We start from the raw sequence: 25,578 nt of genomic DNA, 5'->3' as shown, positions 1-25,578 counted from the left end.
TCAGTCGACCACGGCCGCATCCGGCTCGTCGCGCTCGGCGATCTGCGCAGCTTCCGCCGCCAGCGGATCGCCCTGCACTTCCGCGAACTCCTCGTCCAGGTCGGTGGCGGCCTGCTCGAACTGCGAGTTGTACAGCCGGAAGTAGGCGCCTTTGGCCTGGATGAGCTCCTCGTGCGTTCCCTGCTCGACGATGTCGCCGTGCTCCATCACCAGGATGAGGTCCGCATCGCGGATCGTGGAAAGCCGGTGCGCGATCACGAACGACGTGCGACCCTTGCGCAGCGCCGCCATGGCGTGCTGCAGCAGCAACTCCGTGCGGGTGTCGACGGAGCTCGTCGCCTCGTCGAGAATGAGCACGCTCGGCCGGGCGACGAACGCCCGCGCGATCGTGATCAGCTGCTTCTCCCCCGCCGAGATGTTGGAGGCATCCTCGTCGAGCACGGTGTCGTAGCCGTCGGGCAGCGAGTGCACGAAGCGGTCGACGTAAGTGGCCTTGGCCGCCTCCAGGATCTCGGCGTCCGTGGCATCCGCGCGGCCGTACCGGATGTTCTCCCTGATCGAGCCGGCGAACAGCCAGGGATCCTGCAACACCATGCCCGTCTTCGCCCGCACGTCGCGACGGGCCAGCTGCCCGATGTCCTGACCGTTCAGCAGGATTCGCCCGCCGTCGAGCTCGTAGAACCGCATGATCAGGTTGACCAGCGTGGTCTTGCCCGCGCCCGTCGGACCCACGATGGCGACGGTCTCCCCCGGCTCGACGCTGAAGGAGAGGTCCGTGATCAGCGGCCGCTCCGGCGTGTACGAGAACGAGACGTTCTGGAACTCGATGGTGCCGTCGCCGGCGACCGGCGCCGGGGCATCCACGGCGTCGGGTTCCTGCTCGTCCTGATCGAGCAGCTCGAACACGCGCTCGGCCGAGGCCGTGCCGGACTGCACGACCGCCGCCATGCCACCCAGCTCCGACAGCGGCTGGGTGAACTGCTGCGAGTACTGGATGAACGCCTGCACGTCACCCAGCCGCAGCTGGCCGCCCGCCACCATCAGTGCGCCGATCACCGCGATGCCGACGTAGGTGAGATTCCCGACGAACATCATCGCCGGCATCATCGTGTTCGACAGGAACTGCGCCTTGAAGGATGCCTGGTACAGCTCCTCGTTCTCGGCACGGAATGCCTCGCGCGAGCTCTTCTCGCGGCCGAACACCTTCACGAGCGCGTGGCCGGAGAACGACTCCTCCACCCGCGCGTTCAGTCGCCCGACCTTGCGCCACTGGATGCCGAAGGCCTTCTGCGAGCGCGGACCGACCACACCGAAGATGATCGCCATCAGCGGCAGCGTGACCAGCGCTACGAGCGTGAGCTGCCACGAGATGGAGAACATCATGATCAGCACACCGAGCACGGTGAGCACGCTGGTCAGCGCCTGCGACAGCGACTGCTGCATCATCTGCGTGATGTTGTCGATGTCGTTCGTGACGCGCGAGATCAGTTCGCCTCGCTGCACGCGGTCGAAGTAGCTCAGCGGCAGTCGGTTGATCTTGGCCTCGACCTGTTCACGCAGACGCCACATGGTGCGCACCATGATGATGTTGATCACGTAGCCCTGCAGCCAGCTGAGCACGGACGACCCGACGTACAGCGCGAGCACGATCAGCAGCACCCGACCGAGCGCGGCGAAGTCGACGCCGGCACCGGGCACGAGGTTCTGCATCGCGGAGACGATGTTGGCCACATCGTGCTGACCGGAGCTGTTCAGCTGGTCGATGACCTGCTGCTTCGTCACGCCGGCGGGCAGCTGCTTCGACACGACGCCCTCGAACAGGATGTTCGTCGCTTGGCCGAGCACCTTCGGCGCCAGCACCGCGAGCACGACGCCGATCGCGCCGAGGAACGACACGAGCACGAACGCCAGGGCGTTCGGCTTGAGCAGCCCGATCAGCCGGCGGAACGAAGGCCCGAAGTTCGAGGCCTTGCCGGGAGCGACTCCGCCACTCCAGTCGTCGGCCGAGATCCTGGCCTGTTCGGCCAGCGCGAGCTCGGCCTTCTCCTCGGCGGTGAGTTCGGCGTGCGCCGAGGACTTCGCGGTGGTCTTGCGCGGGCTCATCGGCCTGCCTCCACTCCGAGCTGGGACTGAACGATCTCGCGGTAGGTCTCGTTCGATTCGAGGAGCTCCTCGTGCGTTCCGAGTCCGACCATGCCCCCGTCGTCGAGCACGACGATGCGATCCGCGTCGGTGATGGTGGACACCCGCTGGGCGACGACGATCTTGGTCACCTCGGGGAGTTCTCGCCACAACGCTTGCCGCAGACGGGCATCCGTCGTCAGGTCGAGCGCCGAGAACGAGTCGTCGAAGACCAGGATCTGCGGCCGGTGCACGATCGCGCGCGCGATCGCGAGCCGCTGGCGCTGACCGCCCGAGACGTTCGTGCCGCCCTGCGCGATGTGCGCGTCGAGGCCGCCTTCCATCTGAGCGACGAAGTCGCTGCCCTGCGCGATCTCCAGCGCGTGCCAGAGCTCCGCATCGGTCGCCTCCTCGCGCCCGAAGCGCAGGTTGGATGCCACGGTGCCGCTGAACAGGAACGGTCGCTGCGGCACGAGCCCGATGGTGCGCCACAGGGCGTCGAGGTCCGCCTGGCGCACGTCGACTCCGCCCACGCGCACCGCGCCCCCCGTCACGTCGAACAGGCGCGGGATGAGCGAGATCAGGGTCGTCTTGCCCGCGCCGGTGGACCCGACAACGGCCACGGTCTCGCCCGGCGAGGCGTGGAACCGGATGCCGGCCAGCACGGGTTGCTCCGCGCCCGGGTACGTGAACGTCGCGTCCGCGAACTCCACACGGCCCGGCTCGGGGAACGCACTGACCGGTTTCGGCGGCGGCGCGAGCGACGAATCCGCGGCCAGGACCTCTCCGATCCGCTCAGCGGAGACCGCCGCGCGCGGGATCATCATCGTCATGAAGCTGGCCATCATGACGCCGGACAGGATGAGCATGACGTACTGCATGAACGCGAAGAGCGTGCCGATCTGCACCTCGCCGGAGTCCACCTTCTGGCCGCCGAACCAGATCACCCCGATCACCGTGATGTTGAGGATGAGCATGACGGCGGGGAAGAGGAGCACGAACAGCGAGCCGACCCGGCGTCCGATGTCGAGGATGCCGTCGTTGGCGCCGCGGAACCGCTGCTCCTCGATCGGCTCGCGCACGAAGGCACGGATCACCCGGATGCCCGTCAGCTGCTCGCGCATGATCCGGTTCACGACATCGAGCCGTTCCTGATAGCGACGGAAGAGCGGCACCATGCGGCTGATCACGAGCACGGCCACGATGAGCAGCGCCGGAACAGACACCGCGATCAGCCAGGAGAGGCTCACGCTCTGCCGCACCGCCAGAATGATGCCACCGATCGCCAGCAGCGGTGCGGTGACGAGGAACGTCGCCGACATCATGGCGAGCATCTGCACCTGTTGCACGTCGTTCGTGTTGCGGGTGATGAGCGAGCCGGCACCGAACGAGGAGACCTCGCGCTCGGAGAACCCGGACACCCGGTCGAAGACATCGTCGCGCACGTCGCGCCCGAGCCGCATGGCGGCTTTCGCGGCGAAGTACGTGGCGATGATCGAGGCGACGATCTGACCGAATGAGACGGTCAGCATGACCGCTCCGGCACGCCAGATGTACGCGGTATCGCCTTTGGTCACGCCGTTGTCGATGATGTCCGCATTGAGGCTGGGCAGATAGAGGCTCGCGAGCGCGGACCCGAACTGGAAGACGAGGACGCCGGCCAGAAGCCATCCATAGGGCTTGAGGTAGCGGACGAGGAGCTTGAAGAGCACGCGGTACTCCGGTTGAGTGTGTGGGTCGAGTGTGGGGTTGAGTCTGTGCTGCAGGACGAGGGTGGCGAAAACGGTACCCGTCATCATGGTCGCGACCGCCGACATCCATCATCGCCGACGTGCGTGAGATCACGATATATCGCGTTTGGAAATCCGGCAATACCGAGCCACGCCGAGACCGGTTCGGCAGTGGATCCTTGCTCATGCGAGCATGGCTGCGTGCCACTGGACTTCACCGCCATCGATTTCGAGACCGCGAACTCCAGCAGCGCCTCCGCCTGCTCGGTCGGGCTCGTGAAGGTGCGAGGCGGCACGGTGATCGACACGGCGAGTTGGCTGATCAAGCCGCCGCCCGGCCACGACGCGTTCCTCGAATGGAACGTGCGCATCCATGGCATTCATGCCGAGGACGTGCTGGATGCCCCGGGCTGGGTCGAGCAGTTCGCGGACCTCGTCGCGTTCGCCGACGGCGACGCCTTCGTGGCGCACAACGCCGGCTTCGACATGGGCGTCATCCGCGGCGCGTGCGCGGCCACGGGCATCCCCTGTCCCAGCCACGACTACCTGTGCAGCCTGCAGGTGGCGCGCAAGACCTACGCACTGGACTCGTACCGACTCCCCGTGGCCGCGATGGCCGCGGGATACGAGGGATTCCACCACCACGACGCGCTCGCCGACGCCGAGGCATGTGCCGCCATCATCGTGCACGCGGCCTCCCGCCACGGTGCGGACTCCATCGTCGAGCTGGCCGCCGCCGCACCCGCGCGCCTCGGCCACATCGGCGAGGTCGCCGTCGCCGCCTGAGCGGTATTCACCACCTCCGCTGCCGACGGGCCGGTGTGCCCGTCGCGAGCCCTGTGGCGAGGCGCGGCGAGGATGTCGGTGGCCGCTGCGACCATGGACGCATGGACGTTCTCTTCCTCATCATCGGACTGCTGGTCGGCGCCGCAGGCGGTGTTCTCGGCGGCCTCGCACTGGCACGGCGACGTGCCGAAGACCCGGTGTCGAATGTCCCTGCCGTCAGCCCCGAGGTGCTCGCCGCACAGCACGCGGCCGAGCTCGTCGAGGTCCGCGCGGAGGAGCAGAAGACTCAGGCCGCACTCCGCGAACAGCTGGCCGCCGTCTCGGCGACGGCGCAGGGCCTGCGCGAGCGCATCGAGCGTCAACGAGAGCAGTTCGAGGAGCTCGCCGAGCGGCAACGGCAGGAATTGACGGCGCAGCGCGAGCGGGAGAGGGCGGAAAGCAAGGTGCTGCAGGCACTCGCCCCGGTGCGGGAGAGCCTGCAGGGCATGCAGAAGAAGGTCACCGACTTGGAAGAGCAGCGCAGCCGTCAGCACGGCGAGCTCGCGCAGCAGCTCAAGACGGCGGCGGAATCCGAGGAACGGTTGCGCGGCACGGCCGAGTCGCTCGCTTCCGCCCTGCGCTCCAACAGCACACGCGGCGTGTGGGGCGAAACCCAGTTGCGCAGCGTGGTCGAGGCCGCCGGGCTGCTGGAGCGTGTGGATTTCGACGTCCAGTCCAGCATCAGTTCCGACGCCGGAGCCGGCCGGCCCGACATGGTCGTCCATCTTCCCGGAGGCAAGAACATCGCCGTCGATGCGAAGGCGCCGTTCAACGCGTTCCTCGAGGCCAGTCAGATTCCGGCCACCGCCACCGGCGAGGAGGGGGCACGCCGCGCCGCGCTGATGAAGCAGCACGTCAAGGCGGTACGAGACCACATCACGACCCTCGGCGGCAAGGCGTACTGGTCGGGGCTGGACGCCTCGCCCGAGATGGTCATCGCCTTCATCCCCAGCGAGTCTCTCGTCTCGGGTGCGATGGAGGCCGATCCGACGATCATGGAGTTCGCGTTCGGCAAGCGCGTTGCGCTCGCCTCGCCCGTGACGCTGTGGTCCGTGCTGAAGACGGTCGCCTTCAGCTGGCAGCAGGACGTGCTGACCCACGACGCCAAGCTGCTCTTCGACCTCAGCCGCGAGCTCTACTCCCGCCTGGCCACGACGGCCCAGCACATCGACAAGCTCGGCCGCGCCATCAAGGGCACCGTCAACGACTACAACAAGTTCGTCGGCTCGCTGGAGCGACAGGTGCTCCCGTCCGCGCGCAAGCTCGGCGCACTCGACGAGTCGAAGATCATCCCGGCGCTGAGCGGGGTGGAGGAGTCTCCGCGCGAGCTGACCGCCTTCGAACTGGTCAACTCCATCGACGCCGACGCCGACGCCGCTGCCGACATCCACGGCACCGACATTCAGGGTGCGGACACCGGCGGCACTGACGAGCGGGACGATGACGCCCTGACCGGCGCTGCCGAGCCGATCGCGATCGGCGACCGTCGCCGCTGACGCACCGACCCGTCGCCGCTGGCCCACGCCCCCAGCGCGGTCGTGCTCGTACGATCGCGATCGCGGTCCCGATCACGACCACCACGTGACCGTCACCACCACGTGACCGTCACCACCGCGACGTGACCGTCACCACCACTTGGAGACCAGGTGCTCCGCCGTGATGCGGCGGACCGTTCCCGACGTGCCACGCAGCACGATGCTGCTGGTGTGGATGATCGGCCCCTCGCGGCGCACGCCGTCGACCAGGCCACCGTCGGTGACGCCCGTGGCCACGAAGATCGTGTTGTCGCTCGCGACAAGGTCGTCGAGCCCGTAGACGCGGTCCGGGTCGGTCCCGCCGGACACCGCGCGCTCGCGTTCCGCGGCGTCGCGCGGGGCGGGTCGCGCCTGCATGAAGCCGCCCAGCGCCTTGATCGCGCAGGCCGTCGTGATCCCCTCCGGGCTGCCGCCGATCCCGATGCACGCGTCGATGCGCGTGTCGTGCCGTGCCGCGTTGATGCCGCCTGCGACGTCGCCGTCGAGCATGAGCCGGGTGCCGGCCCCGGCATCCCTGATCTGTGCGATCAGCTCGGCATGCCTCGGCCGGTCCAGCACGGCCACGCGCAGCTCGCCCACGTCTTTGCCCAGCGCGTGCGCGAGGGCGCGCAGGTTCTCCCCGACCGGTCGGCGGATGTCCACCACACCGGCGCCCTCCGGCCCTGTCACGATCTTGTCCATGTAGAACACGCTCGAAGCGTCCAGCATCGTCCCCCGGTCGCTCACGGCGATCACGGACAGCGCGTTCTGGCGTCCGGCGGCGGTCAGCGAAGTGCCGTCGATCGGATCGACGGCGATATCGCAGGCGGGGCCGCGGCCGGTTCCGACATGCTCGCCGTTGAAGAGCATGGGGGCACGGTCCTTCTCCCCCTCGCCGATCACGACCACGCCGTCGAAGTCGACGGTCGCGAGAAACGCGCGCATGGCATCCACCGCGGCACCGTCGGCGTCGTTCTTGCGTCCTTTTCCGATCCACGGCGTGGCCCGGATCGCCGCCGCCTCCGTCGCCCGCACCAGTTCGAGCGCCAGATTGCGGTCCGGGTGCAGGATGCCCGCTCCCGCAGGTGCGTCTTGCGAGCGTGCGTCTCTCGCTTCGGTCGCGGGATCAGTGCGTTCGGCCAGGTCCTCGAGCATGGGCGCCCTCTCTCGTCAAGTCCTTCCTTGTGAAGTCCTTGTCGATTTCAACGTTAGGAGTGGCATCCGCGTCTTGACGGGCATCCATCGAGGAATCATTTCTGCTTCTTCACCTGGGGTGAACGTGTTGCGCGGGCCTCGCCCTCGCATCGGGTCGGGAGCGCGGCACGCCACTGACTAGACTCGTGGCTGAAATCCCGCCTGCGCATCATCGAGGAGACCTCATGCCCATCGCCACCCCGGAACAGTACGCCGAGATGCTCGACCGTGCGAAGAAGGGCGGATTCGCCTACCCGGCGATCAACGCCGCTTCGTCGCAGTCGATCAACGCCATTCTGCAGGGGCTGACCGAGGCGGGATCCGACGGCATCATCCAGGTGACGACCGGCGGCGCGGACTACTTCGCCGGACAGACCGTGAAGGCTCGCGCGACCGGTGCACTCGCCTTCGCGAAGTTCGCGACCGAGGTGGCCAAGAGCTACCCGATCACCGTGGCGTTGCACACGGATCACTGCCCGAAGCCGGCACTCGACGACTTCGTGCTTCCGCTGATCGCCGCCTCCGAGGACGAGGTCAGGGCCGGGCGCAACCCGATCTTCCAGTCGCACATGTGGGACGGTTCGGCCGTGCCGCTCGACGAGAACCTCGAGATCGCGAAGGAGATGCTCAAGCGCACCAAGGCGATCAACGCCATTCTCGAGGTCGAGATCGGCGTCGTCGGCGGCGAGGAAGACGGCGTGAAGCACGAGGGCACCAATGAGGCGCTCTACACCACGGTCGGCGATGTCGCGAAGGCCGTCGAGACTCTCGGACTCGGTGAGAACGGGCGCTACATCGCGGCGCTCACCTTCGGCAACGTCCACGGTGTGTACAAGCCGGGCAACGTGAAGCTGCGGCCGGAGCTGCTCGGCGAGATCCAGGCAGGCATCGCGGAGCGCTTCGGCACCGGCGAGAAGCCCCTCGACCTGGTGTTCCACGGCGGTTCGGGCTCGACCGATGCGGAGATCAAGGCCGCCGTGGGCAACGGCGTGGTCAAGATGAACATCGACACCGACACGCAGTACGCATTCACGCGCTCGGTCGCCGGGTACATGTTCGAGAACTACGACGGCGTGCTGAAGGTGGACGGCGAGGTCGGCAACAAGAAGAAGTACGACCCGCGCGCCTGGGGCAAGGTCGCCGAGACCGCCATGGCGCAGCGCGTCATCGAGGCGACGCAGCAGCTCGGCTCGGCCGGACAGTCGCTCTCGAGCAAGTAGCACTCGCGCAGAACGCGATCAGGGCGTCGGACCTCGGTCCGACGCCCTTCGTGTTCCCGGCGCTGCCGTCAGCCGGCATGTGTCGGCAGGCGCGGGTCAGCCCGCCTGCTGCAGGTACGCGAGGAACGTCGGGTCGTGCAGGAAGAGCACGAGGTAGCCGACCCCGCTGACGATCGCGGCCAGAAGTCCCGCGGCCAGCGGTATCCAGAACGCAAGTCTGCCTCGCGCGATCGCCCAGACCGTCAGGCCTGCTGCAGCAACCCACAGCGCCAGCGAGACGATCGACGTGATGTCGGCGACCGTGCCGGTCAGCGCCGTCGCCGTGTAGTCACCGCTCAGGCCCATGCTGCGATAGGCCTGGTCGATGGCAGTCGCAATGTCGTCGCGGTCCATGATGGTCGTGATCACGTTGTACAGCCCGAAGACGAGCAGCGCGATCGAGATCATGCGGTCTGCAGGATGCCTCAGGGCAGGTGATGCGGAGACCTGCGGATCGTCGCCGCTCGACTCACCGGACACGCCCGCGCCGCGCCCGCCCGACTCATGCGCGCCGGTACGGCCCGAGAACGGCGCGCCGTCGACGTCCTCTCCGCGACCCAACGGCCCGTCGAGCGCAGGCTCGGGCGGCGCGTAATGCGGGTTGCTCTCCGGATCCTTGATCGCCGCGCGCTGCTCCTCCTCGGTCGCGTACTCGCCGTACTGCGGCCGTGGCCGAGGATCGGTCATCGGGATCTGCCTCCGATCGCACGGGCATCCTGCTTGCCCGACGCGGTCTGGCGCAGCTCCTTGGGCAGCGAGAACATCAGGTCCTCTTCCGCCGTCTTCACGATCTCGACGTCGTCATAGCCCGCGCCGGCGAGCTCGTCGAGCAGCTCGCGCACGAGCACCTCCGGCACGGATGCCCCGCTCGTCACGCCGATCGTCTCGACGCCCTCGAGCCACTCCTGCTGCACTTCGCCGGCGTAGTCGATGCGGTGCGCCGCCTTCGCGCCGTTCTCGCGCGCGACCTCGACCAGGCGCACGGAGTTCGAGGAGTTGGCGGATCCGACCACGATCACGAGGTCCGCCTCCTTCGCCACCTTCTTGATGGCGACCTGGCGGTTCTGGGTGGCGTAGCAGATGTCATCGCTCGGCGGGTCGGCGAGGTGGGGGAAGCGCTCGCGGAGCCGGCGCACGGTCTCCATCGTCTCGTCCACTGACAGCGTGGTCTGCGAGAGCCAGACCACACGGTCGGGGTCGCGCACGACGATGTCGTCGACGGCGTCGGGACCGTTGACCAGAGTCACATGCTCGGGGGCCTCCCCGGACGTGCCCTCCACCTCTTCGTGCCCCGCGTGGCCGATGAGCAGGATCTCGTAGTCGTCGCGGGCGAACCGCACCGCCTCGCGGTGCACCTTCGTCACGAGCGGACAGGTGGCGTCGATCGCCCGCAGCCCGCGATCGGCGGCGGCCTGCACGACGGACGGCGCGACGCCGTGGGCGCTGAACACGATGTGCGCACCCGTCGGCACTTCGTCGACCTCGTCGACGAAGATCGCGCCGCGCTTCTCGAGCGTCGCGACGACGTGCACGTTGTGCACGATCTGCTTGCGCACATACACGGGGGCGCCGTAGCGCTCGAGCGCCTTCTCGACGGCGACGACCGCTCTATCCACACCCGCGCAGTATCCACGGGGTGCGGCCAGCAGCACCCGTTTGCGACCGGTCGCCGGGGTATCCTTGAGCCTGCCCCGGACCCCGGGCACGCGTGGCATCGCCAGGTCGATAGTCGTGTCGCTCACGGGTCCAGTTTAGGTTGTGAACGCTGGAGGGAACTGAGCGTGCCGGATGCCCTGCCCACGGTCGAGACGCCGTGGCCGGTCGCCATTCTGGCCGGCAAGCTCCGCGACTACATCGACCGGCTCGGCACCGTCTGGGTCGAGGGCGAGATCACGCAGTGGGGCGCCTCGGGCGGCAACGTCTACGGCAAGCTCAAAGACCTCGGCGCCGAGGCGACGATCTCGTTCACCATCTGGTCGTCGACGCGAGCGAAGATCCCGGCAGACCTCAAGCAGGGCGACCGCGTCGTCGCTCTGATCAAGCCGAACTACTGGTTCAAGGGCGGCACGTTGACGATGCAGGTCTTCGACATGCGTCACGTCGGCCTGGGCGATCTGCTCGAACGGCTGGAGCGCCTCCGCACGCAGCTGCGCGAGGAGGGACTGTTCGATCCCGCTCGCAAGAAGAGGCTCCCCTTCCTCCCGCATTGCATCGGCCTCGTCACGGGCAAGGACTCCGACGCCGAGAAAGACGTGTTGCGCAACGCCCAACTGCGCTGGCCCGCCGTGCGCTTCCGAGTGCGGCACGCGGCCGTGCAGGGAGAGAGGTCGGCGGGCGACGTGACCGCGGGCATCCGCGAGCTCGATGCGGACCCGGAGGTCGACGTGATCATCGTCGCGCGCGGCGGTGGCGACTTTCAGAACCTGCTGCCGTTCAGCGACGAGGCCCTCCTGCGTGCGGCGGCCGCGTGCTCCACGCCGCTGGTCAGCGCGATCGGCCACGAAAACGACCGCCCCCTCCTCGACGATGTCGCCGATTTGCGCGCCTCCACTCCCACGGATGCCGCCAAGCGCGTCGTCCCCGACGTCGCGGAGGAACTGCAGCGCGTGCAACAGGCATCCACCCGCATGGGCGCCCGCGTCACGGCGCTCCTCGCCCACGAGATCGATCGGCTCGCTCAACTCCGCTCGCGTCCGGTGCTGGCCTCCCACGGCTGGATAGTGGAGACGCGTGCGGACGAGCTCACCCGCTACGTCGCCCGCGGCGTCGAGCTCACGCACCGCTGTGTCGAGCGGGCCGAGACCGCCACCCGAGAGCTGGCGGTGCGGCTGCGCGCACTGTCACCGCAGAGCACACTCGATCGCGGCTATGCGATCGTGCAGGGCGCACAGGGCATCGTCCGAGCCCCGGCCGACGCCCCGGCGGGCTCGACACTCGTCCTCGCCCTCGCCGAGGGCTCGCTCGGTGCGCTGTCCACAGGAGAGCACGACGAGTCCTCATCCACCGCCGAGCACATGCCCAGCCAGTCCCCGGCGACGCCGTAACTAGAATGGATGCCATGCCCTCCGACCCCGTCGCCTCCGACGACGCGCGCCCAGATCGACTGGGCTCCGACTCCGGCTCAGCGGATGCGAATGCCTCCGCCGGAGCCTCGGCCGCCGCGGAGCTCAGCTACGAGCAGGCACGCGACGAACTGATCGCCGTGGTCTCCCGGCTCGAGCAGGGCACGCCGACCCTGGAGGAGTCGCTGAAGCTCTGGGAACGTGGCGAGGAGCTGGCTCGACGTTGCGAGGAGTGGCTGATCGGCGCGAAAGCCCGACTCGACGCGGCACGAGCCGGTGCTGCTTCGTCGACCGGCGGAAACGAGCCGCACGGAGACGCGGCCTGAGCCGATGGCGAAGAACGAGCATCCTGTCGTCGCCGAGCTCGGCCGTCCCGAGACGGCATCGGAGACCGCCGCACGCAAGGCCAAGTCGAGTGCGGATCATCGCAAGCACCAGACGGTCAACAATCTCGTCTACTCGCTTCTGGCGACGCTCGCCCTCGTGGCCGTGATCGTCCTCATGGTGCCGAGGGCCACCCCGGAGAGCGCCAAGAACGTGAACTACACCGCGATCGCCCGTCAGGCGGCCGGCGTCGAACCGGACCCGTTGCTCACCCCGGCCCTGCCCAGGTCGTGGAAGTCCAATTCCGCGCAGCTGCGGCAGAAGACCGATGACCGCGTCGACGAATGGTACATCGGACTCATCACGCCGTCCGATCAGTACATCGGGCTCGTCCAGGGCTTCGATGCCAATACGACCTGGCTCTCCGAGCAGGTGGCGCACTCGCACGCCGTGAGTTCGACCACCGTCGACGGAGTGCGCTGGCGCATCTACGACAACCGTGACACGTCTCGCGATGTCGGCGACGCGAAATACGCCCTCGCGGCGAAGTCCGGCCAGAGCACCGTGGTGCTCTACGGCACCGCCGACACCGAGGAGTTCACGAAACTGGCGAAGGCCGTGAGCCGGCAGCTCGCCGATGATGAGAAGGACAACGGATGACCGCACTCACCCCCGCCGAGGCCTGGGCCCAGTTGGAAGCCGGCAACAAGCGATTCGTCGACGGCCGCGCGGAGCATCCCCACCAGGACGCCGCCCGGCGCGCCGAGCTCGAAGGCTCGCAGGCGCCGTTCGCGACCGTCTTCAACTGCAGTGACTCGCGCGTGTCCTCCGAGACCCTCTTCGATCTCGGGCTGGGTGACGCATTCGTGGTTCGCAACGCAGGGCAGGTGATCTCGGAGTCCGCGCTGGGCACGATCGAGTACGCGGTCGCCCTTCTGCACACCCCCGTCCTGGTCGTGATGAGCCACCAGAACTGCGGCGCGATCCGCGCGGCCATCGACTCGTCGACGCCCGACGCCGACAGGCTGCCGCCGCACATCGCCGACGTGATCGCACCGATCATGCCCGCCGTTCAGCGCGCCGTCGGCGCCGCCGGCGCCCAGGTCGACGCCGCCCCGATCGACGCCGCCCAGATCGACGCCACCGAGGTCGCCCGCGAGCACGTGCAGGGCACGATCGGCGAGCTCCTGCGCCGCAGCGAGATCGTCGCCCAGGCGGTCGCCGACGGCGAACTGGCCATCGTGGGCTGCCACTACCGTCTCAGTGACGGCGCCGTGACCTCGCACGTCGTCATCGGCGAGGTCTAGGAACAGCGCGGCTTCGCTCAGCGACAACACCGAAACTCGACAACACCGACAACCGACAACACCGAAACGACAAGGGATCTTCGAATGGACAGCCACCATCCCGGCGAGACGGACGAGTTCCGCATCGAGCACGACACCATGGGCGAGGTGCGCGTTCCCCGCGACGCGCTCTACGGCGCGCAGACGCAGCGCGCCGTAGAGAACTTCCCGATCTCCGGCTCCACGCTCGAGTCAGCGCAGATCGCTGCGCTCGCTCGCATCAAGAAGTCGTCGGCGCTGGCGAACAAGCAGCTGAACGTGCTCGATGCCGACATCGCCGACGCCATCGCGGCCAGCGCGGACGAGGTGATCTCGGGCATCCACGACGGTGAATTCCCGATCGACGTCTATCAGACCGGGAGCGGCACCTCCTCGAACATGAACATGAACGAGGTGCTCGCCACGCTGGCCTCGCGCCGTCTGGGTCGTGCGGTGCACCCGAACGACCACGTGAACGCCTCGCAGTCGTCGAACGACGTGTTCCCGACCTCGGTGCACATCGCCGTGACGGGCGCACTCATCGACGACCTGATCCCCGCGCTCGACCACCTCGCGGTGGCGTTCGAGGAGAAGGCCGAGCTGTGGAAAGACGTCGTCAAGTCCGGCCGCACGCACTTGATGGATGCCACGCCCGTCACCCTCGGCCAGGAGTTCGGCGGCTACGCAGCGCAGATCCGGCTCGGGATCGAGCGGGTGCAGGCCGCGCTCCCCCGCGTCGCCGAGGTACCACTCGGCGGAACGGCCGTCGGAACCGGCATCAACACGCCCGCCGGCTTCCCGCAGCTGGTCATCGAGCTCCTCACGCGAGAGACCGAGCTGCCCATCACGGAGGCGCGCAACCACTTCGAGGCGCAGGCGAACCGCGACGCACTGGTCGAGGCATCCGGTGCTCTGCGCACCATCGCGGTGAGCCTCACGAAGATCTGCAACGACCTGCGCTGGATGGGCTCCGGTCCGAACACCGGCCTCGGTGAGCTGCACATTCCCGACCTGCAGCCGGGCTCCTCCATCATGCCCGGCAAGGTCAACCCGGTGATCCCGGAGGCGACGCTCATGGTCGCGTCCCGGGTGATCGGCAACGACACGACCATCACGTTCAGCGGGGCCTCCGGCGCATTCGAACTCAACGTCGCGATCCCCATCATGGGCACGGCGTTGCTGGAATCGATCCGCCTGCTCTCGAATGCCTCGCGCGCGCTCGCCGACAAGGCCGTGCGCGGACTCGAGGCGAACCGCGAGCGCACCCGCGCCCTCGCCGAGTCGTCGCCCTCGATTGTCACACCGCTGAACAAGATCATCGGGTACGAGGCGGCGGCGAAGATCGCCAAGCACTCGGTCGCGCAGGGCATCACCGTGCGCGACGCGGTGATCGACCTCGGGTTCGTGGAGCGCGGCGAGATCACGCTCGAGCAGCTCGACACGGCGCTCGACGTGCTGAGCATGACCACACCGCCCAGCGCGAAGTAGTCGGCTCTGGTCCCGCTCAACTCAGCGGGACCAGAGCCAGGGATGCCCAGAAACCGCCGAGCAGATACGGCCCGAACGCGAGATCGCCGCTCGCGCCGCGGGAGGCGACCCGCGCCAGCGCCGTTGCGCCGGCCAGCACGAATCCGAGCATGACCGTGCCCACCACGATCAGAACCGAGACCGCTCCCCCTGTCAGCGCCAGCACCATCGCGAGCTTGACGTCGCCCATACCCATTCCGCCCGCGACCGACAGCAGCGCGAAGAAGGCGCCGATCGCCACGGCGCACAGCACTGCACTCCACGACAGGTCGCCCGCCCGCAGCCAGCCGAAGACGATGCCCACGCCGGCGAAAACCAGCCCCGGCAGCACCAGGGCGTTCGGGAGCCGGTGCTCGGCGAGGTCGACGCGACACAGCTCGGGCGTGACGGCGGCGAGGTACAGGCATCCGACCAGTTCGAACCGCACCCCAGCGCCCAGTACAGCGATGCCGGCCAGCGTCAGCGCCAGCGGCGCCTGCCAGAGCAGCCGCGACCGCCGTCGACGACCTCGCGTGTCTCCCTGATGCCGGGGCGCGAATCGACGCCGGGTGAGGTCGGAAGACGGAGCGGACACGCCACGACAGTATCCTCGCGCGAGGGAGCGGCGAGCGAGTTCTCCACAGGCGCCAGCGCGGCCACCGGCCCCCGAACGAGGGGTCGGTGCGGCGTGCCGCCGCGCGCCGCAGGGGCGGTAGCGTTCGGGACAGCGTCATCGTCGAATCCGCTCCCGTCGCCGGAAGGCTCATCGTGTACATCGCCGTGGTCGTGCTGCAGACCGTCGTCCTCCCCGCCGTCTCCGGCGGCATCCAGTTCTTCGTCTCCGGCGGGAACGCGCTGATCGTCTTCGGGCTCTGGTGGGCCTTCTGGGGTGTCGGCACGCGGCTGCTGCTGGCGGGAATCAGTCAGCTCTCACGGCCGGAGCGCACAGCGCAGGACATTCTGGGCATCGACGACCCGAAGGCCGGCCTCATCGTGCACGAGCTCGCGTACGCCAACCTCGCGCTCGGTGCTGCGAGCGTCCTCACCGTGTTCCTGCCGGGCTGGGGCGTTCTCGGCTCGCTCGCCGGCGCGATCTACCTCGGACTCGCCGGCGCCCGTCACGTCGCCAAACGGGGCAAGAACGCGCAGGAGACGGTCGCCACCTGGACCGACCTGCTCGTCTTCGTCGTGGTCGTGGCCGGCGCCGTCGCGACGGTCATCGGCGGTGCCGCTGCCTAGCGGCACCGCGCCTCAGGTTCACGCTCAGGCTCAGCCCGGCCCAGGCACCGGACCGGATCGGGCCGGTCGGGCCGGCCCGGGACTCAGGCGATCTCGCCGAACTCCAGCAACTCCGTGACGAGCGCCGCGATCGCCGAGCGCTCCGACCGGGTCAGCGTGACGTGTCCGAACAGCGGATGCCCTTTCAGCGTCTCGATCACCGAGGCGACGCCATCGTGCCGGCCGACGCGCAGATTGTCACGCTGGGCGACGTCGTGCGTGAGCACGACCTTCGAGTTCTGGCCGATGCGACTCAGCACCGTCAGCAACACGTTCCGCTCCAGCGACTGCGCCTCGTCGACGATGACGAACGCGTCGTGCAGCGACCGACCGCGGATGTGCGTGAGCGGAAGCACCTCGAGAATTTCGCGCTCCACGACCTCGTCGATCACGTTCTGCGAGACGACGGCGCCGAGCGTGTCGAACACCGCCTGTCCCCACGGGTTCATCTTCTCGCCCTGATCGCCGGGCAGGTAGCCGAGCTCCTGACCGCCCACCGCGTAGAGCGGACGGAACACCATGATCTTCTTGTGCTGCTGCCGCTCGAGCACCGATTCGAGGCCCGCACACAGCGCCAGCGCCGACTTGCCGGTGCCCGCCCGCCCGCCGAGCGAGAGGATGCCGATCTCCGGGTCGAGCAGCATGTCGATCGCAAGCCGCTGTTCGGCGGACCGACCGTGCAGCCCGAACACCTCGCGGTCGCCGCGCACGAGCTTCACCACGTCGCCGTCCAACACGCGACCGAGCGCCGAACCACGGTCCGAATGCACGATCACGCCCGTGTTCACCGGTAGACCGTCGATGACGGGTGTCGCCAGTTCCTCGTGTTCGTACAGCTTCGCCATGTCGTTCGACCCGAGCGAGACCTCTGCCACACCCGTCCAGCCGGACTCCGGAGCCAGCTCCGCACGGTATTCCTCCGCCGTGAGCCCGATGGATGCCGCCTTCACCCTCAAGGGGAGATCCTTCGAGACGACCGTGACGGCGAGTCCGTCGTTCGCGAGGTTCTGAGCGACGGCCAGGATGCGCGAGTCGTTGTCCCCGAGTTGCAGCCCGCTCGGCAGCACCGACATGTTGGAGTGGTTGAGCTCGACGCGCAGCGATCCGCCGTCGCCCACGGGAACCGGAAAGTCGAGACGACCGTGGCGCACCCGCATCTCGTCGAGCAGTCGCAGGGACTGCCGGGCGAAGTAGCCGATCTCCGGGTCGTTGCGCTTGCCCTCGAGCTCGCTGATCACGACCACCGGAATGACCACCGCGTGCTCGGCGAAGCGGAAGACCGCCTGTGGATCCGACAGCAGCACCGACGTGTCGAGCACGTACGTGCGCTCCCCCTGCTGCATTGCGTGATCCGACGTGGGCTTCCCCGCCCGCCGGGTCTGCTCCTGAGTCAGAGGCTCTGGGGTATGCATCGCGGTCACAACCACTCCCACCCCGCGCCACCCGTGATGGCCGGCGCGGATCTTCTGAATCGAAGCGGTCGCACCTTTCAAGACGAATCCGTGATGACCGCCTCGGCCGGGCGGGATGCCCGACACCTCGACCGTAGGCCAGGGGGCCGACAACGGAGCCGCGACACGCGATGCAGAAGACTCGGCCTGCCGCGTCTACGCCGTGGCGTACGAGGTGAAGGCCGCGCGGAGCATCCCGAGCGTCTCTTCGCCGAGCGAGACGTGCACGCTCAGCCGCACCGTTCCGGCGCGCGTCGTCGCGGTGATGCCGTGGTTGTAGAGCGCCGCACTGAGAAGGGTCAGCCGCTCCGGCGGGGGCTGCAGCACGACTATGCCGGCGCGCTCGGTCGTCTCCCTCGCCGAGGCGACATCGATCGCGTACTCGTCGGCGAGGTCGATGACGTGGTCGACGCGGTCCGCCACCGTCGCCTCGATGACATCGACACCGACGGATGCCACGTCTTCCAGCGCCGCCGAGAGCCGCGCCTCGGCCACGCTGTCGGGCCGCGCCAGCGTGAACGCGCCGACGCCCTGTTCGGGCGGCAGCACCTCGTCGAACGGGTCGACGACGCCGGCGCCGGTGTGGCCGCTCCACACCGGCGTGAGGTTGTCGATCGCGCGCTCGGACATCGCCATGAATGCGGCACCCCAGCCCGCGCGCAGCCACTTCTCTGCACCCGCCACCACCACGTCCGCGACCTCGTATGGCGCGTCGGCGACGCCGAAGCCCTGCACGGCATCCACGATCAGCAGGCGATCGCCGATCACCTGGCGGATGCCGTCGAGGTCGGCGAGAAAACCGGTACGCGAGTCGACGAGGCTGACGGCCACGGCGGTGACCGCACTCGTCAGCTGCTCGCGCAGAAAGCCGGGCGTCACGCGACCGTGGTCGGGCGTCAGCCAGCGCGGCTTCACCGCATGCAGCGCCTCCGCTGCCCGCGCAGCGGCGAACGTGAGCGCCGGGAAGTCCGCGCTGGAGACCAGCACGCTGCCGTTCAGCCCGAACATCGCGTGCATCAGGCTCGTGCCGACGTTGGGCTGGAACACGATCTGCTCGGCCGGGAATCCCGTGAGCGCCGACGCCGCCACGCGCATCCGTTCGTCTTCGGCACCGAACGCGTCGAGCGACCCGAAGCGCGCCTTGGCGAAGATCTCGTCGATACCCTGCACTTCGGCCACGACGGAAGCCGACAACGGACCGACTCGCGCGAAGTTCAGATAGCCCGGTTCTTCCAGGAAACCTCCGGCGAATTCTTCGATTGTGGTCACACGACCTCCCGGTTCATTCTGCTGCCGACCTGCCGGCGCGCGCCAGACAGACCCCACGGTCGCCGTCGGCGGAACGGTTCGCGGCGAGCGTGTGCCGCTCAGCCGCCGTAGCGGCGGTGACGACGCGCGTAATCGCGGATGGCTCGCAGAAAGTCGACCTCGCGCAGATCGGGGCCGAGCGCCTCCACGAAGTAGAACTCGCTATGCGCGCTCTGCCAGAGCATGAAGTCGCTCAGGCGCTGCTCGCCCGACGTGCGGATCACCAGGTCGGGGTCCGGCTGTCCCCCGGTGTACAGGTGCTGCGCGATCAAGTCGGGCGTCAGGCGCTCCGCGAGGTCTTCCATCGTTCCGCCGCCGGCGTGATGCTCCGCGACGATGCTGCGCATGGCATCCGTGATCTCTTTGCGACCGCCGTAGCCCACCGCGAGGTTGACGTGCATGCCCGGGTTCGCCGTCGTGGATGCCTCGGCATCGGCGAGCGCCTTCACCAGCCGGCCGGGCAGACCCGTGCGCGAACCGACGTGCTGCACGCGCCAGTCGTCCTCGGCCGAGACGGAGTGTGCGAGATCGGCGATGATCTCGATCAGGTCCGCGAGCTCGGCGCGATCGCGGTTGCTCAGGTTGTCGGCCGAGAGCAGGTACAACGTGACGACCTTCACGCCGAGCTCGTCGCACCAACGCAGGAACTCGAGCATCTTCGCCGCGCCGGCCCGGTGTCCGTGGGCGACGGTCTCGAGCCCGAGCTGTCTCGCCCATCGTCTGTTCCCGTCGATGATCATCGCGACGTGCTGCGGCACTGCGGCCGGGTCGAGGCTGCGCCGCAGACGGTTCTGGTACAGCCCGTAGAGAAAGCCTGGGCCCGGCTTCGGGATGCGGCGTGATGTCACCCGATTACGTTAGCGCCTGACCGGTGGGCCACAGCGGGCCGTCGTTCCCAGGTTGGCCGCCCCGCTCGCCCGTAGGCTGGCCGCATGCCCCGCGCAGCGCACACCGGCCGGCCCGCCGACGACGGTCCGCTCCTCTCGGGAGACTCGGGAGGCTCCACGCCGAGCGACGGCGAGACGTCGCAACGAGGAGGCCCGAGCATCCCGCTGATGGATGCCGCCGTTCCGCGCCCCGAGGACCTCAAGCCCACGTGGCGCGGCTGGATCCACGCCGGCACCTTCCCCGTGACCATCGCTGCCGGCATCGTGCTCATCTGCCTCGCGCACGGCGCGCCTGCCAAGTGGGCGTCGGCGGTCTTCATGCTCACCTCGATGCTGCTGTTCGGCAACTCCGCCCTGTACCACCGCTTCAACTGGAAGCCGCGCACGAAGGCAGTGCTGCGCCGCATCGACCACGCGAACATCTTCCTGCTGATCGCCGGCACCTACACCCCGCTCGGAGTGTTGGCGCTGCCGCCGCAGAAGGGTGCGATCCTGCTCACGATCGTCTGGGGCGGCGCCCTGCTCGGCATCGCGTTCCACGTGTTCTGGATCACGGCGCCGCGCTGGCTCTACGTCCCGCTCTATGTGCTGCTCGGCTGGGCCGCGTTGATGTACGTGGTCGATCTGGTCGATGCGAACGCGGCGATGATGGTGCTCGTGTTCGTCGGTGGCGGGCTCTACACGATCGGCGCCCTGGTCTACGGCCTCAAGCGCCCGAATCCCTTCCCCGGACGATTCGGGTTTCACGAGATCTTTCACACGCTGACCGTTTTCGCCTTTCTCTGCCACTGGACGGCGTCGCTGCTGATCGTCCTCCACCCCGCATACAACGGGGTCTGACACTCCGGCGACCGGCGCCGTCGGCCGGCATGCCGGCCGCTCAGTGCACGAGCCAGAGCGCGAGCGTCGCGGCGGCCACGGTCACGGGCGCCACCACGAGCCCGATGAGCATGTACCGTCGCCACGGCACCCGCACGCCCATGCGCGACAACCGGGAGTGCCAGAGCAGCGTGGCCAGCGAGGCCCAGGGCGTGATCAGCGCCCCGGCGTTCACGCCGATCAGCACCGCCATGAGCTGCAGCGGATGCCGCGCCGCGCCTTCCAGCGCCAGATAGGCCGGAAGATTGTTGATCGCGTTCGCACCCACGAATCCGGCACCGGATGCCCGCAGCAAGCCCCAGGGTCCGGTGCCGGCTCCGAGCACGGCCCGGGCCACGGCGAGTGAGCCGAGGGACTCGATCGCCCCCATCGCGACGAAGAGCCCACCCGCGAACAAGAGGGTCGGCCACGGCACGAGCGCGAGCCGCAGCACTCCCGGCCTGCGCACGGCGAAGACGAGCAGAAGGATGCCCGCGGCGCCGCACGCGGGCACCCACACCGGCACGCCGGAGACCAGCGCGGGAAGAAGCACGAGCACGACCGCCGCACTCGCGCCCAGCAACACCCGGTCCCCGGCCGCGCCGTCCGGGGCCGCGCCTTCTCCTACCCCGCGCTCAACGGGAAGGGTGTACCGCGACGACAGCGCGCGGCGGCCGAGCACGGCCACTGCGGCGGCAGGAACGAGCACGGCGACGATCGCCGGCGCCCAGCTGAGCGCGACGAATCCGGCGACCCCGGACGAACCGGCGGCGCCGAATCGCTGGGCGGCAAGCAGATTCGTCAGGTTCGACACCGGGAGCAGCAGCGATGCGCAATTCGCCAGCATCACCGTGGTGAGCGCGAACGGCAAAGGGTTCAGCCGCACGCGCCTCGCCATCGCCACGACGATCGGGGTGAGCAGCACGGCGGTCGTGTCGAGCGAGAGGAACACGGTGCTCGCCACCGCCACCGCCACGGTGAACAACCAGAGCAGCCACGCGCTCCCCCGTGCGGCACGGGTGATCCACAGCGCCAGAACGTCGAACAGCCCGCCTTCCGCCGACAGCTCGGCGACGATCGTGATGGCCACGACGAAGAGCAGCACGGGCCACACCCGTGCCGCCAGCACGACGGCATCCGACGCCGGATAGACGCCGAAGGCGACGGCGGCCAACCCGGCGAGCAGCAGCGCGCCGCCGATCAGCGCGCTACGCACGCGCCCGTGGTCGGCGCGGCCGTCGCCACGCTCGGCCCGGCCTACTCCCCGCGGGGAGTGTTCGGCTCATCGCGGTCATCGTCCGCCGACGGGATGCTCCGCCTCTCCTCGATGCGGAACGTCTCGTGAGCCGTCTCGTCCTCGGCCTCACGCCGTGCTTCCTCGGCGTCGAGCTTCGCGTTGACCTCGGCCCGGTACCGCGTGCGCCGCACTCGGCGCATCATGTCCCAGATCAGCAGGATCGTCGCCACGGCGACCGCGAGCGTGATCACGAATCCCCAGACGCCAGGCGTGACCAGATCGGCGTTCGGCGCCTTGGGGCTGGGCGTGGATGTCGCCGCGAGCAGCAGGGGGGTGAGCATCAGGCATCCTCGATTCCGGCGAAGAGGTCGTTCTCCGGCACGCTGGTGGGCACCTTGGAGTCGATCAGCTGGTAGTCCTCATAGGGCCACGCGGTGCGCTGCAGATCGTTCGGCCAGAAGAAGAACGAGCTCTCCGGCGCCACCTGGCTGGCGTGCGAGAGCAGAGCGGCGTCGCGCGTCTCGAAGAACTCGCCGACGGGGACACGCGTCGTCGACGGATCGGCCGCCTCGCCGAAACGCTTCATCATGCCCTCGAAGTGCTCGAGCAGCGGAGACTGCGGGTCGCCGGCGCGCACGTGCTCGAACATCGTGGACACCCGCGTGGAGTTGAAGATGCGGTCGTAATACAGCTTCGAGATGCGCCACGGCGCGCCCTGCTCCGGGTAGCGCGCGGGGTCGGCGGCCCAGTCGTAGGCAGCGACCGAGAGCTCGTGGCAGCGGATGTGGTCGGGATGCGGGTATCCGCCGTTCTCGTCGTACGTGAGCAGCACGTGCGGACGGAACTCCCGGATCACCTTGACGAGGGGCTCGGCGGCGATCTCCAGTGGGATATCGGCGAACGAGTTCGGCGGAACGCTCCCGTCCTCGCTCGGCATGCCGGAGTCCACGTAGCCCAGCCAACGGTGCTGGATGCCGAGGACGCGCGCCGCGGCATCCATCTCGATGCGACGCAGTCCCGGCATGTCGCGTTCGGCCATGGCCCGGGCCGCGAGGCCTTCGTTCAGGATGTCGCCGCCCTCGCCGCCGGTGCAGCTCACGACCATCACCTCGGCACCGCGGTGGACGTAATAGGCGTAGGTCGCCGCTCCCTTGCTGGATTCGTCATCGGGGTGGGCGTGCACGGCGAGAAGACGCAAGGTCACTGTGGGCATCCGTAGGCGTGAGGGGTTGTCAGGCGAGAGCACGTAGGCTTGGTGCACAGCCTAATCGCTCCACATCGGAAGGTTCCTCCGTGCCCGAACCCACGGCATCCCCCGCCGCCCAGGCGATCGGAGAGCGCTACGGCCGCACGGCTCGCACGAGACGGCGCGATCGCCGGCTCCTGATCGCGTTCGGGGCGTTCATCGTGGTCGTCCTGGCATGTTGGACCGTCTGGGCGGGCCTCGACCAGGTGAGCGGTACCGGCATCTCCGCCGACAGCGGCTCCGACACCGTCGTGGACTCGCAGCACGTGCGCGTCTCGTTCACCGTGACGGCGGATGCCGGTGCTTCCGTCGCGTGCGCGGTCGAGGCGAAGGCCGTCGACTTCACGGTCACCGGGTGGAAGGTGATCCAGCTGCCGAAGTCCTCGAAGACCACGCGATCGTTCACCACGACCGTGCGCACCATGCAGCCGAGCGTGGCCGGAGACGTGGACTCCTGCTGGTCTTCTTCGTCCCGCTGACGTAAAATCCTTGGATACGCCCTGACGGACACGTCGGGGCGTCAATGTTGATGAGAGGTCTCACGGCCCCGCCGCTGAGGCCTTTCGCTTTACCTACCGTCCCTCATCCGTAGGAGTTCACATGTCTCAGGACACACAGGTCACGTTCCTCACACAGGAGGCTTACGACCGTCTCGCCGCTGAACTGGAGAACCTCAGCACCGTCGGCCGCACCGAGATCGCCAAGCGCATCGAGGCGGCCCGCGAGGAGGGCGACCTCAAGGAGAACGGCGGCTATCACGCCGCCAAAGACGCGCAGGGCGTGCAGGAGGCGCGCATCGTGCAGCTGACGGAGCTGCTGCGCCACGCCAAGGTCGGCGAGGCGCCAGAAAGCCGCGGTGTCGTGGAGCCGGGCACGGTCGTGACGGCCGTGATCGCCGGCGATGAGGACACGTTCATCATCGGCAACCGGGAGATCGGCGACGGCAGCGAGCTCTCGGTGTACAGCGAGGCGAGCCCGCTGGGCGCCGCCATCCTGGGGCTCAGCGTCGGCGATGCGACCACGTATTCGGCGCCGAACGGCCGCCAGATCGAGGTCAAGGTCACGAACGTGCAGACCTGGACCGGCCAGTAGGCGACGGCTGGCGCCGCTCTCGCGAGGCGGCCGTCCTTCTCAGCCGACGAACGGCTCCTCAGTCGACGATCGGGTCGTAACCGGCCTCGCGCAACACGCGCACGACCTCGTCCTTGTGCTCGGAACCGCGCGTCTCGATGCTCACCTGCAGCTCCACCTGGCTGATCTGCAGGCCGTTGCCGTGACGGGTGTGCAGCACCTCGACGACGTTGGCGTTCGCCGACGCGATCAGCTCGGAGGTGCGGGCCAGCTGGCCCGGACGGTCCGGCAGCATCAGCCGCAGGTTGAGGTAACGGTCGGAGACGTGCAGACCGGCCGCGACGACGCGCTGCATGAGCAGCGGGTCGATGTTGCCGCCGGAAAGGATGACCACGGTGCGGCCGAGCTCGCCCGCCGCCTCCTGAGCGGCGCCGGTGAGCAGCGCGGCGACACCTACGGCCCCGGCCGGCTCCACCACCAGCTTGGAGCGTTCCAGGAGCACGAGCAGCGCCTTCGCGATCTCGTCGTCGCTGACCGTCACGATGTGGTCCACGAACTCCTTGACGATCTCGAACGTGAGCTCGCCCGGTCTGCCGACCGCGATGCCGTCCGCGATGGTCCGGCCGACGGCGACCTCGGTGGGCGTCCCCGCCCGCAGCGACATCGGGAACGCCGCGGCGTTCTCCGCCTGCACGCCGATGACCCGGATGTCGCGCCCGTCCCGTCGTGCGCGCTGCTTCAGCGCTGCGGCAACTCCGGCGATGAGACCGCCTCCGCCGACACCGACGATCACGGTCTCCACATCCGGGACGTCGTCGAGGATGTCGAGCCCGAGAGCCGCCTGTCCGGTGATGATGTCCGGATGATCGAACGGCGGAACGAAGACGGCGCCGGTGCTGCGGGCGAACTCGGCGGCGGCACGCAGCGACTCGTCCACCGTGGCACCACCCAGCACCACGTGCGCGCCGTAGTCCCGCGTCGCCTGCAGCTTGGGCAGCGCCACTCCCAGAGGCATGAAGATGGTGGAGGCGACGCCCAGCTCTCGTGCGGCGAAGGCGACACCCTGCGCGTGGTTGCCGGCGGAGGCGGCGACGACGCCGCGCGCACGCTCGTCCGCGCTGAGCTTCGACATCATGTGGTAGGCGCCGCGGATCTTGAACGCTCCCGTGCGCTGCAGGTTCTCGCACTTCAACAAGACCGGGGAGCCGAGCAGGTCGGACAGGTATCTCGACGTCTCGACCGGCGTCGTCTTCGCGACCCGGGAGACGATCTCGTGCGCGTGCTCGATCTCATCCAGGCCGGGGCCGACGGTGTAGGGACGAGGGGTTTCGCTCACGACTGTCACGGGCACAGTCTACGAGCGAGCCCGTGCCGCTTTCGGC

At 68.6% G+C, this 25,578-nt stretch carries 25 protein-coding genes; 12 read left to right on the top strand and 13 right to left on the bottom strand.

The genetic code is table 11. The features are described 5' to 3' along the window. Together H623_RS18805 and H623_RS0108845 are read right to left on the bottom strand one after the other, a co-directional pair. Nucleotides 1-2,103 carry an ABC transporter ATP-binding protein gene (locus tag H623_RS18805; RefSeq protein ID WP_022900584.1) on the bottom strand — a complete coding sequence of 701 codons (2,103 nt, stop codon included), beginning with the start codon at nucleotides 2,101-2,103 and terminating at the stop codon, nucleotides 1-3. Continuing rightward, on the bottom strand, nucleotides 2,100-3,833 hold the full coding sequence (locus H623_RS0108845) for an ABC transporter ATP-binding protein (RefSeq protein WP_026940141.1): 1,734 nt from the start codon (nucleotides 3,831-3,833) through the stop codon (nucleotides 2,100-2,102). The genes H623_RS18805 and H623_RS0108845 overlap by 4 nt, the downstream gene beginning before the upstream one ends. 219 nt (nucleotides 3,834-4,052) lie before the next feature. Here H623_RS0108845 and H623_RS0108840 point away from each other — a divergent pair, with 219 nt between their 5' ends. Both H623_RS0108840 and H623_RS0108835 read left to right on the top strand, forming a co-directional pair. Then, complete coding sequence (locus tag H623_RS0108840; RefSeq protein ID WP_022900582.1) at nucleotides 4,053-4,637, top strand: exonuclease domain-containing protein; 585 nt, start codon at nucleotides 4,053-4,055, stop codon at nucleotides 4,635-4,637. Nucleotides 4,638-4,738: 101 nt separating this feature from the next. After that, nucleotides 4,739-6,172 (top strand): DNA recombination protein RmuC, encoded by a 1,434-nt coding sequence (locus tag H623_RS0108835; protein WP_022900581.1) that lies wholly within the window; start codon nucleotides 4,739-4,741, stop codon nucleotides 6,170-6,172. A 129-nt stretch (nucleotides 6,173-6,301) separates the two neighbouring features. Here the strand turns inward: H623_RS0108835 and glpX are convergent, their stop codons facing one another. After that, nucleotides 6,302-7,345 carry a class II fructose-bisphosphatase gene (gene glpX / locus H623_RS0108830; RefSeq protein ID WP_022900580.1) on the bottom strand — a complete coding sequence of 348 codons (1,044 nt, stop codon included), beginning with the start codon at nucleotides 7,343-7,345 and terminating at the stop codon, nucleotides 6,302-6,304. Nucleotides 7,346-7,569: 224 nt separating this feature from the next. Here glpX and fbaA point away from each other — a divergent pair, with 224 nt between their 5' ends. Next, a complete protein-coding gene (gene fbaA / locus H623_RS0108825) occupies nucleotides 7,570-8,604 on the top strand; it encodes a class II fructose-bisphosphate aldolase (RefSeq protein ID WP_022900579.1) in 1,035 nt (344 codons plus the stop codon). 96 nt (nucleotides 8,605-8,700) lie between these two features. Here the strand turns inward: fbaA and H623_RS0108820 are convergent, their stop codons facing one another. Both H623_RS0108820 and H623_RS0108815 read right to left on the bottom strand, forming a co-directional pair. Beyond that, nucleotides 8,701-9,330, bottom strand: a complete 630-nt coding sequence (locus H623_RS0108820) for a DUF6264 family protein (protein ID WP_022900578.1) — start codon at nucleotides 9,328-9,330, stop codon at nucleotides 8,701-8,703. After that, nucleotides 9,327-10,358, bottom strand: a complete 1,032-nt coding sequence (locus H623_RS0108815) for a 4-hydroxy-3-methylbut-2-enyl diphosphate reductase (protein ID WP_026940139.1) — start codon at nucleotides 10,356-10,358, stop codon at nucleotides 9,327-9,329. The genes H623_RS0108820 and H623_RS0108815 overlap by 4 nt, the downstream gene beginning before the upstream one ends. A 60-nt stretch (nucleotides 10,359-10,418) precedes the next feature. Between H623_RS0108815 and xseA the strand changes: the two genes are divergently transcribed. The 5 genes from xseA to H623_RS0108790 all read left to right on the top strand — a co-directional run bounded on the left by xseA (nucleotide 10,419) and on the right by H623_RS0108790 (nucleotide 14,842). After that, nucleotides 10,419-11,687 carry an exodeoxyribonuclease VII large subunit gene (gene xseA / locus H623_RS0108810; RefSeq protein ID WP_026940178.1) on the top strand — a complete coding sequence of 423 codons (1,269 nt, stop codon included), beginning with the start codon at nucleotides 10,419-10,421 and terminating at the stop codon, nucleotides 11,685-11,687. A gap of 59 nt (nucleotides 11,688-11,746) precedes the next feature. Continuing rightward, the gene (locus H623_RS18800) at nucleotides 11,747-12,031 is read left to right on the top strand and encodes an exodeoxyribonuclease VII small subunit (RefSeq protein WP_033371722.1); all 285 of its coding nucleotides are present in this window, start codon (nucleotides 11,747-11,749) and stop codon (nucleotides 12,029-12,031) included. Between the two features lie 4 nt (nucleotides 12,032-12,035). After that, nucleotides 12,036-12,689 (top strand): DUF4245 domain-containing protein, encoded by a 654-nt coding sequence (locus tag H623_RS0108800; RefSeq protein WP_022900574.1) that lies wholly within the window; start codon nucleotides 12,036-12,038, stop codon nucleotides 12,687-12,689. After that, on the top strand, nucleotides 12,686-13,336 hold the full coding sequence (locus H623_RS0108795; RefSeq protein ID WP_022900573.1) for a carbonic anhydrase: 651 nt from the start codon (nucleotides 12,686-12,688) through the stop codon (nucleotides 13,334-13,336). The genes H623_RS0108800 and H623_RS0108795 overlap by 4 nt, the downstream gene beginning before the upstream one ends. A gap of 84 nt (nucleotides 13,337-13,420) precedes the next feature. Further along, nucleotides 13,421-14,842, top strand: a complete 1,422-nt coding sequence (locus H623_RS0108790; protein ID WP_022900572.1) for a class II fumarate hydratase — start codon at nucleotides 13,421-13,423, stop codon at nucleotides 14,840-14,842. Between the two features lie 16 nt (nucleotides 14,843-14,858). On the opposite strand, the gene H623_RS21005 is transcribed toward H623_RS0108790, so the two are convergent. Next, nucleotides 14,859-15,455, bottom strand: a complete 597-nt coding sequence (locus H623_RS21005; protein ID WP_022900571.1) for a prepilin peptidase — start codon at nucleotides 15,453-15,455, stop codon at nucleotides 14,859-14,861. An 86-nt stretch (nucleotides 15,456-15,541) separates the two neighbouring features. Between H623_RS21005 and H623_RS0108780 the strand changes: the two genes are divergently transcribed. Then, complete coding sequence (locus H623_RS0108780; RefSeq protein ID WP_022900570.1) at nucleotides 15,542-16,099, top strand: hypothetical protein; 558 nt, start codon at nucleotides 15,542-15,544, stop codon at nucleotides 16,097-16,099. Between the two features lie 83 nt (nucleotides 16,100-16,182). Here the strand turns inward: H623_RS0108780 and phoH2 are convergent, their stop codons facing one another. The 3 genes from phoH2 to H623_RS0108765 all read right to left on the bottom strand — a co-directional run bounded on the left by phoH2 (nucleotide 16,183) and on the right by H623_RS0108765 (nucleotide 19,745). Next, entirely contained in the window at nucleotides 16,183-17,481 is a 1,299-nt protein-coding gene (gene phoH2 / locus H623_RS0108775) for an RNA 5'-3' helicase PhoH2 (protein WP_022900569.1), read from the bottom strand. Nucleotides 17,482-17,745: 264 nt separating this feature from the next. Continuing rightward, complete coding sequence (locus H623_RS0108770; RefSeq protein WP_022900568.1) at nucleotides 17,746-18,858, bottom strand: aminotransferase class V-fold PLP-dependent enzyme; 1,113 nt, start codon at nucleotides 18,856-18,858, stop codon at nucleotides 17,746-17,748. Nucleotides 18,859-18,956: 98 nt separating this feature from the next. Further along, nucleotides 18,957-19,745 (bottom strand): isoprenyl transferase, encoded by a 789-nt coding sequence (locus tag H623_RS0108765; protein WP_022900567.1) that lies wholly within the window; start codon nucleotides 19,743-19,745, stop codon nucleotides 18,957-18,959. A 207-nt stretch (nucleotides 19,746-19,952) separates the two neighbouring features. Between H623_RS0108765 and trhA the strand changes: the two genes are divergently transcribed. Further along, on the top strand, nucleotides 19,953-20,624 hold the full coding sequence (gene trhA / locus H623_RS0108760) for a PAQR family membrane homeostasis protein TrhA (protein WP_026940136.1): 672 nt from the start codon (nucleotides 19,953-19,955) through the stop codon (nucleotides 20,622-20,624). A gap of 40 nt (nucleotides 20,625-20,664) precedes the next feature. Here trhA and H623_RS0108755 read toward each other — a convergent pair whose 3' ends face one another. From H623_RS0108755 to mca, 3 genes are read right to left on the bottom strand one after another with little or no spacing between them, the layout of a single operon-like run. Continuing rightward, nucleotides 20,665-21,858: an SLC13 family permease gene (locus H623_RS0108755; RefSeq protein ID WP_022900565.1), complete on the bottom strand. Its 1,194-nt coding sequence runs from the start codon at nucleotides 21,856-21,858 to the stop codon at nucleotides 20,665-20,667. A gap of 41 nt (nucleotides 21,859-21,899) precedes the next feature. Then, nucleotides 21,900-22,220, bottom strand: a complete 321-nt coding sequence (locus tag H623_RS0108750) for a hypothetical protein (protein WP_022900564.1) — start codon at nucleotides 22,218-22,220, stop codon at nucleotides 21,900-21,902. Then, nucleotides 22,220-23,083 carry a mycothiol conjugate amidase Mca gene (gene mca, locus H623_RS0108745; RefSeq protein ID WP_022900563.1) on the bottom strand — a complete coding sequence of 288 codons (864 nt, stop codon included), beginning with the start codon at nucleotides 23,081-23,083 and terminating at the stop codon, nucleotides 22,220-22,222. The genes H623_RS0108750 and mca overlap by 1 nt, the downstream gene beginning before the upstream one ends. An 89-nt stretch (nucleotides 23,084-23,172) precedes the next feature. On the opposite strand from mca, the gene H623_RS21000 reads away from it, so the two are divergent. Together H623_RS21000 and greA are read left to right on the top strand one after the other, a co-directional pair. Then, entirely contained in the window at nucleotides 23,173-23,604 is a 432-nt protein-coding gene (locus H623_RS21000) for a DUF4307 domain-containing protein (protein ID WP_022900562.1), read from the top strand. 121 nt (nucleotides 23,605-23,725) lie between these two features. Continuing rightward, the gene (gene greA, locus H623_RS0108735) at nucleotides 23,726-24,217 is read left to right on the top strand and encodes a transcription elongation factor GreA (RefSeq protein ID WP_022900561.1); all 492 of its coding nucleotides are present in this window, start codon (nucleotides 23,726-23,728) and stop codon (nucleotides 24,215-24,217) included. Nucleotides 24,218-24,275: 58 nt separating this feature from the next. Here greA and ilvA read toward each other — a convergent pair whose 3' ends face one another. Next, nucleotides 24,276-25,532, bottom strand: a complete 1,257-nt coding sequence (gene ilvA, locus H623_RS0108730; protein ID WP_026940134.1) for a threonine ammonia-lyase — start codon at nucleotides 25,530-25,532, stop codon at nucleotides 24,276-24,278. Nucleotides 25,533-25,578 lie beyond the last annotated feature (46 nt).

Origin of the sequence: Humibacter albus DSM 18994 (assembly GCF_000421825.1) — a bacterium.
GTDB classification, from domain to species: Bacteria; Actinomycetota; Actinomycetes; order Actinomycetales; family Microbacteriaceae; genus Humibacter; species Humibacter albus.
Note: the sequence above shows the minus strand (reverse complement) of the source record. Positions and strands in the feature narration are given on the sequence as shown.

Coding starts and splice junctions, on each gene's coding strand:
- H623_RS18805 (WP_022900584.1), bottom strand. CDS start 2,103: ATGAGCCCGCGCAAGACCACCGCGAAGTCCTCGGCGCACGCCGAACTC.
- H623_RS0108835 (WP_022900581.1), top strand. CDS start 4,739: ATGGACGTTCTCTTCCTCATCATCGGACTGCTGGTCGGCGCCGCAGGC.
- glpX (WP_022900580.1), bottom strand. CDS start 7,345: ATGCTCGAGGACCTGGCCGAACGCACTGATCCCGCGACCGAAGCGAGA.
- fbaA (WP_022900579.1), top strand. CDS start 7,570: ATGCCCATCGCCACCCCGGAACAGTACGCCGAGATGCTCGACCGTGCG.
- H623_RS0108820 (WP_022900578.1), bottom strand. CDS start 9,330: ATGACCGATCCTCGGCCACGGCCGCAGTACGGCGAGTACGCGACCGAG.
- H623_RS0108815 (WP_026940139.1), bottom strand. CDS start 10,358: ATGCCACGCGTGCCCGGGGTCCGGGGCAGGCTCAAGGATACCCCGGCG.
- H623_RS0108800 (WP_022900574.1), top strand. CDS start 12,036: ATGGCGAAGAACGAGCATCCTGTCGTCGCCGAGCTCGGCCGTCCCGAG.
- H623_RS0108795 (WP_022900573.1), top strand. CDS start 12,686: ATGACCGCACTCACCCCCGCCGAGGCCTGGGCCCAGTTGGAAGCCGGC.
- H623_RS0108790 (WP_022900572.1), top strand. CDS start 13,421: ATGGACAGCCACCATCCCGGCGAGACGGACGAGTTCCGCATCGAGCAC.
- phoH2 (WP_022900569.1), bottom strand. CDS start 17,481: ATGCAGCAGGGGGAGCGCACGTACGTGCTCGACACGTCGGTGCTGCTG.
- trhA (WP_026940136.1), top strand. CDS start 19,953: ATGGATGCCGCCGTTCCGCGCCCCGAGGACCTCAAGCCCACGTGGCGC.
- H623_RS0108750 (WP_022900564.1), bottom strand. CDS start 22,220: ATGCTCACCCCCCTGCTGCTCGCGGCGACATCCACGCCCAGCCCCAAG.
- greA (WP_022900561.1), top strand. CDS start 23,726: ATGTCTCAGGACACACAGGTCACGTTCCTCACACAGGAGGCTTACGAC.